This window comes from Sagittula sp. (assembly GCF_052825245.1).
Genome location: NZ_JBRBWD010000065.1, coordinates 264,890 through 272,865 on the forward strand (window position 1 = coordinate 264,890; position 7,976 = coordinate 272,865).

The window sequence follows — 7,976 nt, forward strand, 5'->3', positions numbered from 1 at the left end:
GCGGGCCCGATCCGGTCAGATCGCGAACAGCGGCCCCGGCCTGCGTTCCTCGGACAGCATCACGTTGGCATCGAGGTTGCCGACCCCCGGCAGCGTCATGATCCGGCGCCGCAGGACACGCTCGAAGTCCGAGATGTCGCGCGCCACCACGCGCAGCCGGTAATCGTAGGCGCCGAGGACGTGTTCCACGGTCTGCACCTCCGGGATGGCGGACACCGCGCGTTCGAAGTCCTGCAGGCTGACGCGACCCTTGGTCGCCAGCTTCACCCCTAGGAAGACCGTCACTCCGAATCCCAGCGCCTGCGCGTCGAGGTCGAGCCGCGTGTTGCGGAAAAGGCCCGCCTCGCGCAGCCGCCTGATCCGCCGCCAGCAGGCCGGTTGCGACAGGCCGAGTTCGCGCCCCAGTGCGCCCGCGCTTGCGGTGGCGTCCTCCGCCAGTGCCCTGAGGAGCGCACGGTCGATGTCGTCGAGGTCGATCACAGCGGCAGCGTCTCCTCGTCCTTGAGGCGGGCGACGTGCATCAGTGCCTCGATGTCCTGGATGTGCGGCAGGTCCAGCAGCCGTTCGCGGTAGATGCGCTGGTAATGCGCCATGTCGCGGGCAATCACGGCGAGGCGCACGTCCACCTGCCCGAGGAAGGTCTGGATCTCCAGCACCTCCGGCACTTCGCGGGCCGCCGCGATGAAGGTGTCGAAGGCGCGCGGCTGGGTCTTGTCCAGCGTGACACGCAGGCTGACCTCGACCTCGTACCCCAGCGCGTGCCAGTCGATGACACCGCGCACGCCCTTCAGCACGCAGGTTTCCCGCAGCCGTTCCAGCCGCCGCGTCAGAGTCGAAGCGGTCACGCCGGCGCGCTCCGCCAGTTCGGTGGCGGGTGAGTCCGGGTCGGCCTGGTAGTGCCGAAGGATGCGTCTGTCCGTGTCGTCGAGCATGATTTCACCGAATACCCCTGTAACGGCGAATGATAAAGTCTCCATCTCGTCAATTTACCCGAAAAACGAAAACTCTCTCACCATACCGCGGCTATTGTGCCCGCCATCACAGAGGAGAAGACACATGCGCGTTTACTATGACCGCGATTGCGACGTTAACCTGATCAAGGACAAGAAGGTCGCGATCCTGGGTTACGGCAGCCAGGGCCACGCCCACGCCCTGAACCTGCGCGATTCTGGCGCCAAGAACGTTGCCATCGCGTTGCGCGAGGGTTCGCCCTCCGCCAAGAAGTGCGAAGCCGAAGGCCTGCAGGTCATGGGCATCTCGGAAGCGGCAGCATGGTGCGACGTCATCATGTTCACCATGCCCGACGAGCTTCAGGCCGAGACCTACAAGAAATACGTGCACGACCACCTGAAGGAAGGCTCCGCCATTGCCTTCGCACACGGCCTGAACGTGCACTTCGGCCTGATCGAGCCGAAGGCCGGCGTCGACGTCATCATGATGGCGCCGAAGGGCCCGGGCCACACCGTGCGCGGCGAATACACCAAGGGCGGCGGCGTGCCCTGCCTCGTGGCCGTGCACAACGACGCCACCGGCAAGGCGCTGGAAATCGGCCTGTCCTATTGCTCTGCCATCGGCGGCGGCCGCTCGGGCATCATCGAGACCAACTTCCGCCAGGAATGCGAAACCGACCTGTTCGGCGAGCAGGCCGTGCTGTGCGGCGGCCTTGTGGAACTGATCCGCATGGGCTTCGAAACGCTGGTCGAGGCCGGTTACGAGCCGGAAATGGCGTATTTCGAGTGTCTGCACGAGGTGAAGCTGATCGTCGACCTGATCTACGAAGGCGGCATCGCGAACATGAACTACTCGATCTCGAACACCGCCGAGTACGGCGAGTACGTCTCTGGCCCGCGCATCCTGCCCTACGCCGAGACCAAGGCCCGCATGAAGGAGGTCCTGACGGACATCCAGACCGGCAAATTCGTGCGTGATTTCATGCAGGAAAACGCCGTGGGCCAGCCGTTCTTCAAGGCGACCCGCCGGATCAACGACGAGCACCAGATCGAGCAGGTCGGCGAGAAGCTGCGCGAGATGATGCCGTGGATCTCTGCCGGCAAGATGGTCGACAAGTCCAAGAACTGAGGTCTTTTGCAGACCTCGATGCGGGGCGGCCTTCGGGCCGCCCTTTTACGTTTCGCCGTTAACCGTGACGGCAGCGCGCGGTGACGTTAACGCGGCGCACGGCGCAGGCGCGGCACCACATGCGGTGTGTCCACCCGGATGCTCCACCACGGCGGCAGAAAGCGTTCAGCGACCTTAACCGCCTGTAAGGGGTGAACCGGCCGATTGGACCCCGATTCCCGGCCGGTTGTTAACCTTTGCGCCCGAGTCGGTCTGAAACCCCCGTTGCGCGGGATTTTTTCGCGTTAACCCTTCGTTCGGGGCGGGTGCGAAATCGGTGCGCTCCGGTCATAGCGTCTGTGCGCGGGCACGAAGTTGTTACATCATAACACGCCCACCATCTTCCGGTCATGACTTACGACATCAACACGCGCGAGGGGCTTCCGCCCGAAATGCGGACCCTCTATCGGGACCTGCCACGCGACGGCTGGCTGGATCACCCGGGCCTGAAACAAGCGACCCGCAACTGGATGGGCGCACACCTGGGCTTTCGCCACACCGGCGCGCTCCTGAAGGCCGAGACGGAGCGGTTCCTCGACAAGGAGACGCCCGCCGACCTCTACGCGGAGCGGCTGGGGTACTTCGGGCACCGGCTGGTGGTGAGCCTGCACGGGCATCACACCTGGGAGGACCGCAGCTTCTTCCCGGAACTCGAAGAGGCCGATCCCCGGTTCGCCCGCGGGCTGGAGATGCTGGAGAGCGACCACGCCACGCTGGACGAGACGCTGGACCGGCTGACCCGGCAGGCCAACCGGGTGATCGCGCTGGAGACGCTCGACCCCGCGCAGATGACCGAAGAGGCCGGGCCGCTGCATGACACGGTGACTTCGCTGACGGGTTTCCTCGAACGGCACCTGACCGACGAGGAGGACCTTGTGGTGCCGATCATCCTGCACCACCGGCTGCGCGGCTGACATGACCCCGAGGGGGGCGGAAGACCTCCGCCCCTTCTTGCCGCCCGTGCGGGGCCTTGGCGCGCCACGACCCGCCCGCTATAGCGCCCCAATGACACCAGAGATCACGCCCCGCAGCTGGGCCATGGTCGGGAGCCTCGGCCTAGTCTGGGGTGCGACCTTCCTCTTCATCGAGATTGCCCTGCAGGGCATCACGCCGTTCTGGCTGGCCGCCTACCGCATCGGCTTTGCGGCGCTGCTGACGCTCGCCGTCTGGGCGCTGCGCGGCGGGGCGCTGTGGCTGACGGCCAAGCGCAACTGGCCGTCGCTGATCCTTATCGGGGTGCTGTCCTCGGGCCTGCCGTTCATGCTGCTGGGCTGGGGCCAGCAATACGCGACCTCGGGCTTTGCAGGCGTCAGCATGGCGGCGGTTGCGCTGATGGTGCTGCCGCTGGCGCATGTCCTCGTGCCGGGCGAACGGATGACGGCGCGCCGGGCGCTGGGGTTCGCGGTGGGCTTTGCCGGGGTCGTGGTGCTTATCGGACCGCAGGCGCTGCAGGCCAGCGGCGACGCGATGGAGCCGTGGGGGAGGCTCGCCTGTCTCGGCGCGGCCTGCTGCTATGCGATAAGCTCGGTCGCCATGCGGCGCCTGCCGCCGATCGACGCCATCGGGCTGGCGGCGGTGCCGCTGGTGATCGGCGCGCTTTTCGTGCTGCCGCTGGCCTGGGTGCAGGAAGGCCCGCCGCCGCTGCCGCAGGGCCAGACGCTCGTCGTGCTGGCGGTGCTGGGGCTGGTGCCGACGGCGGGGGCGAACCTCCTGCGCGTGCTGGTGATCCGCTCTGCCGGGCCGGTGTTCATGAGCCTGACGAACTACCAGGTGCCGCTGTGGTCCGTCGCTCTGGGGGTGATCGTGCTGGGAGAACCGCTGCGCGCTTCGCTTCTGGTGGCGCTGGTGCTGATCCTCGCGGGGGTGTTCCTGAGCCAGTGGGGCGCGCTCAGGCGGCTGTTCGTGCGCTGACGCCTGCCATGCAGAAAGGCCCCCGCCCGGTCGGGACGGAGGCCTTCGATCTGTCTTTGGTGCCACGGGACGTAGGGCGGGGCTTTGCGCCGCCCTGCCCCGGGTCGGGGTGTCTTACCAGCAGGACACCAGCACGGTCATGTCGGTGGCCAGCGCGGTCAGGTCCTCGGGCTCCATGATGCCGCCGGACACCTGGCTGCCCGCGGTCACGCCGTTGGCGCGCAGGAAGTCGAGGATCATCTCGCCCTTGGCGGCAAAGTTCACCTGGTCGGGCAGTTGCCGTCCGCCTTCCGTCTCGCGCGGCAGGAGCATCCCCATGACGGAGCCGCCCGCGTCGAAGACCGGGCCGCCCGCATCGCCCGGCATCGCCGAGAGCGCAAGGCGCTTGACCTGCGGTTCGCCGGACAGGCCGCGGGTGTCCTCGAGCGTGCCGAAGGTCAGGGTCGGCGCGGTCAGCACGCCGCCGAAGGAGAAGCCCGCCACCGCGACCTCGGACTGGAGCCGCTGCGTGCCGGTGGCGAACTGCGCCACGCGGCGGGGGGCCAGGGTTTCCTCGGGCCGCAGCAGCGCCACGCCCAGCGACGCATCGCGCGCCACCACCTGAGCGGTGTAGCTGCCGTTGATCGTCACGCGCTCGCACTGGGCCACCGCGTCCGCAGAGGTCAGCACGGCACCGCCCGGCGCGACGAAGAAGCCCGAGCCGTTGCCCTTGGGCGTGCGTACCTTCAGGCCCGACACGAGGTCGACCGACTGGCCGTCGTCCGACACCGTCGCCGGGTCGAGCACGCCGGGAATGCGCTGGTAGCTGTCCTGCATCAGCGCCAGCACGCGCGAGCGGCGCTCCTCGTCGTTGGCGGGCCAGACAAGGGTGAAGCCCTTGATCTCGCCGTCGCGCAGCCCGACCTCGGTGTGGCTGACGATGCGGGAGTTCGCCCCGGTCAGCAGGAAGCCCGCGTTGTCGCGGCGGCGCTCGCCCTCGACGGGGACGATTTCCAGCGTCTGCATGATCTCGTAAAGCCCGTTCAGCGTGTCGCGGTCGCCCGGCTGGGAGATCAGCAGCACCTGCGCCGGCAGGTCGGTCTTCGAGCCGTAGATCGCGAAGGGCGCCTCGTAACGGTCGAACTCCACAACCCCCAGCGGCATCTGCATGACGATGCCCGCGCGCTGGTCGACGCGGTCGGCCATGCCCATGCCGTCGAGCACGGCGTTGTACTGACCCAGAAGCGCGGCGCGCTGGCGCGATGTCAGGACGCCCGTGGGCTCGTAGCCGTTGGCCTCCTGCCATCCGGCCATCGAACGCCGCGTGCCGGGGCCGAAGGCGCCGTCGATGCGGCCCTCGTAGAAGCCCGCCCACTGGAGCGCGATCTGCAGCATGTCGCGCGCCTCGCGGTCGAGCTCCGCCTCGGAGGCGCGGGCCTCGCGCGGGGTTTCCTCGGGGATCGCGGGGGCGGCCGGTTCGGGCGCGGCCTGCGGTGCCGGTGCGGGCGCGGGCTGCTGCTCCGCCGGTGCGGGCTGCTCCTCTTCGGCGAGCGCGGCGGCGAGGTCGTCGGCGGTCAGCGGCTGTTCCTCGGTCGCGGGCGCCTGGGCCGTGTCGGTCGGCGCGGCGTCGTCCTGCGACGGCTGGACCTCGGGCTGGGGCGCCTCGGCGGTCGTGTCCTGCCCATCCTGCGGCGCGTCCAGATCGACCTGCGCCCCCACCGGCCAGAACTGGCGGCCATAGACACGCGAGGTCTCGACATAGCTGTCGGGCGGGATCGCGCCGGAGCGCATCAGCTCGCCCAGGAAGGCCTCTGCCTCGTTGCGGTCGGCATAGGGGCCCACGGCCACGCCATACCAGCCGCCGCCAAGCGAGAACCCGTTCACATTGTTCAACCGCTGGGAAAACTGGCGGACACTCGACTGCGCCCCGGCCAGCGACGTGCGCGCCTCGACCTGGATGAAGAACCGTTCTTCCTGTTGCGCGTGAACGCCCTGCCCCAAAAGAACCAGCGCAAAAACAAGGGAAATCAGATGTCTTGGCATCGGTGTCGTCGGCCTTCTCGTGCTGCCCAAATTTCGCCACCCTTACCAGATCGCGCGTTGTGTGCACGTGAAAATGACGTGAGGCGGCGCATTGACCCCACGCCTGTTGCCGCCTAATCAGACGCCCAAGCGCCGCGAGGAAGCCAGCCATGTCCGAGACCCAGCAAAAGAGCCTGCACAAACCCGCCTCCTTTCAGGAGATCATCCTGCGACTCCAGACCTACTGGGCGTCGAAAGGATGTGCGATTCTGCAGCCTTACGACATGGAAGTCGGGGCCGGCACCTTCCACCCGGCGACCACGCTGCGTGCCCTGGGCAACCGCCCCTGGACCGCCGCCTACGTGCAGCCCTCGCGCCGCCCGACCGACGGGCGCTACGGCGAGAACCCCAACCGGCTGCAGCATTATTACCAGTACCAGGTCATCATCAAGCCGTCCCCGCCGGACCTGCAGGCGCTCTACCTCGGCAGCCTCGAGGCAATCGGCATCGACATGGCACTGCACGACATCCGCTTCGTGGAGGACGACTGGGAAAGCCCGACGCTGGGCGCCTGGGGGCTGGGCTGGGAGGTCTGGTGCGACGGCATGGAAGTGTCGCAGTTCACCTATTTCCAGCAGGTCGGCGGGCACGACTGCCATCCCGTCTCCGGCGAGCTGACCTACGGGCTGGAACGGCTGGCGATGTACGTCCTCGGCGTCGACCACGTGATGGAGATGCCGTTCAACGACCCGCAGTCGCCCATCGCGCTGACCTACGGCGACGTGTTCCGCCAGACCGAAGAGGAATACTCGCGCTTCAACTTCGACACCGCCGACACGGCGCTCCTGCTGCGCCACTTCGAAGAGGCGGAGGCAGAATGCGCCGCCATCCTCGCGCGCGGCGCGGAGGACCCGAAGACCGGCAAGCGCATCGTCATGGCGCATCCCGCCTATGACCAGTGCATCAAGGCCAGCCACATCTTCAACCTGCTCGACGCCCGCGGCGTGATCTCCGTCACCGAGCGGCAGGCCTACATCGGCCGCGTCCGCGCGCTGGCCAAGATGTGCGCCGATGCCTTCGTCACCACCACCGCGGGCGGCTACGACAGCGGCGCGGCGGCATGAGCGGCAAGGTCATCGGGATCGGTATCGTGCTCGTTTCCCTGATCTTCGGCGCGGTCGTCTATTACACGCAGGTCTACTATTACTACGAGCCGGTGCAGGCGACGGGCCGCGACGACGTGCTGCTGACCAACATGGTCACCGACGCGCCCGAAGCGATCCTCTACGACAACTTCGAGGCAATCGACGCCGACAGCTCGCCGATCCGCTACCGCGCCTGCTTTACCACGACCCTGTCGCTGGCGATGCTGACCGAGACCTACGAACCCTACGAAGGCGCCGTGCCGCGCAACGCGCCTGCATGGTTCACCTGCTTCGACGCGGAGGCCATCGCCGAAGACATCGGGGCCGGCCGCGCCCTGGTCTTCGCCGGTCAGCGCAACATCGAATACGGCATCGACCGCGTCGTCGCGATCACCGAGGACGGCCACGGCTACGTCTGGGAAGAGGTCAACGAGTGCGGCGACAAGGCCTACGACGGCACGCCGCTGGGCGAGGACTGCCCCGTCCGCGACTGACACCCTGTCCGCGACTGATCCTCGCACAGCGACTGACACCCGGCCCGCCACCACACGGCAGCCCCACCGCGCCCGCCGGAACAAAGCCGCGCCACCGCATCCCCCTGTCCCTTCATCTTGGCAGAAATACCTCGGAGGGGGTCCGGGGGAGGCAGCGCCTCCCCCGCGGATCGCCGCGCGGAAAGTGCGGCGAAACCCGGGCCTGCCACAACTTCCACGGAACTTTATCGCCCTGCCAAGCGCTCTCCCTGCAACAAAGGAGAGATCGACCATGTCCGAAAAAGCCCCCGCCTGGGTTCCGCCCGTC

The 7,976-nt window shown here is 67.7% G+C and carries 8 protein-coding genes; 5 read left to right on the top strand and 3 right to left on the bottom strand.

What is annotated here, in order from left to right:
* Positions 1-15: 15 nt before the first annotated feature.
* Entirely contained in the window at positions 16-480 is a 465-nt protein-coding gene (locus tag ACU0DV_RS26500; protein ID WP_446242817.1) for an Lrp/AsnC family transcriptional regulator, read from the bottom strand.
* Entirely contained in the window at positions 477-932 is a 456-nt protein-coding gene (locus ACU0DV_RS26505) for an Lrp/AsnC family transcriptional regulator (protein WP_446242816.1), read from the bottom strand. The genes ACU0DV_RS26500 and ACU0DV_RS26505 overlap by 4 nt, the downstream gene beginning before the upstream one ends.
* 124 nt (positions 933-1,056) lie before the next feature.
* Between ACU0DV_RS26505 and ilvC the strand changes: the two genes are divergently transcribed.
* The 3 genes from ilvC to ACU0DV_RS26520 all read left to right on the top strand — a co-directional run bounded on the left by ilvC (position 1,057) and on the right by ACU0DV_RS26520 (position 4,029).
* On the top strand, positions 1,057-2,079 hold the full coding sequence (gene ilvC, locus ACU0DV_RS26510) for a ketol-acid reductoisomerase (RefSeq protein WP_100927119.1): 1,023 nt from the start codon (positions 1,057-1,059) through the stop codon (positions 2,077-2,079).
* Positions 2,080-2,468: 389 nt separating this feature from the next.
* Positions 2,469-3,032 (top strand): hemerythrin domain-containing protein, encoded by a 564-nt coding sequence (locus ACU0DV_RS26515; protein WP_283982942.1) that lies wholly within the window; start codon positions 2,469-2,471, stop codon positions 3,030-3,032.
* 91 nt (positions 3,033-3,123) lie between these two features.
* Complete coding sequence (locus ACU0DV_RS26520) at positions 3,124-4,029, top strand: DMT family transporter (protein WP_446242815.1); 906 nt, start codon at positions 3,124-3,126, stop codon at positions 4,027-4,029.
* Between the two features lie 114 nt (positions 4,030-4,143).
* Here the strand turns inward: ACU0DV_RS26520 and ACU0DV_RS26525 are convergent, their stop codons facing one another.
* Positions 4,144-6,051 carry a trypsin-like peptidase domain-containing protein gene (locus ACU0DV_RS26525; protein WP_446242814.1) on the bottom strand — a complete coding sequence of 636 codons (1,908 nt, stop codon included), beginning with the start codon at positions 6,049-6,051 and terminating at the stop codon, positions 4,144-4,146.
* A 149-nt stretch (positions 6,052-6,200) separates the two neighbouring features.
* On the opposite strand from ACU0DV_RS26525, the gene ACU0DV_RS26530 reads away from it, so the two are divergent.
* A complete protein-coding gene (locus ACU0DV_RS26530) occupies positions 6,201-7,154 on the top strand; it encodes a glycine--tRNA ligase subunit alpha (RefSeq protein ID WP_446242813.1) in 954 nt (317 codons plus the stop codon).
* Complete coding sequence (locus ACU0DV_RS26535) at positions 7,151-7,669, top strand: DUF6446 family protein (protein WP_100927123.1); 519 nt, start codon at positions 7,151-7,153, stop codon at positions 7,667-7,669. Before ACU0DV_RS26530 ends, ACU0DV_RS26535 begins: the two co-directional genes overlap by 4 nt.
* Positions 7,670-7,976: the final 307 nt, after the last annotated feature.

What these genes read in the sequence shown, in the direction of transcription:
- ACU0DV_RS26505 (WP_446242816.1), bottom strand. Translation starts at nt 932, where the DNA reads ATGCTCGACGACACGGACAGACGCATCCTTCGGCACTACCAGGCCGAC.
- ilvC (WP_100927119.1), top strand. Translation starts at nt 1,057, where the DNA reads ATGCGCGTTTACTATGACCGCGATTGCGACGTTAACCTGATCAAGGAC.
- ACU0DV_RS26515 (WP_283982942.1), top strand. Translation starts at nt 2,469, where the DNA reads ATGACTTACGACATCAACACGCGCGAGGGGCTTCCGCCCGAAATGCGG.
- ACU0DV_RS26520 (WP_446242815.1), top strand. Translation starts at nt 3,124, where the DNA reads ATGACACCAGAGATCACGCCCCGCAGCTGGGCCATGGTCGGGAGCCTC.
- ACU0DV_RS26525 (WP_446242814.1), bottom strand. Translation starts at nt 6,051, where the DNA reads ATGCCAAGACATCTGATTTCCCTTGTTTTTGCGCTGGTTCTTTTGGGG.
- ACU0DV_RS26530 (WP_446242813.1), top strand. Translation starts at nt 6,201, where the DNA reads ATGTCCGAGACCCAGCAAAAGAGCCTGCACAAACCCGCCTCCTTTCAG.
- ACU0DV_RS26535 (WP_100927123.1), top strand. Translation starts at nt 7,151, where the DNA reads ATGAGCGGCAAGGTCATCGGGATCGGTATCGTGCTCGTTTCCCTGATC.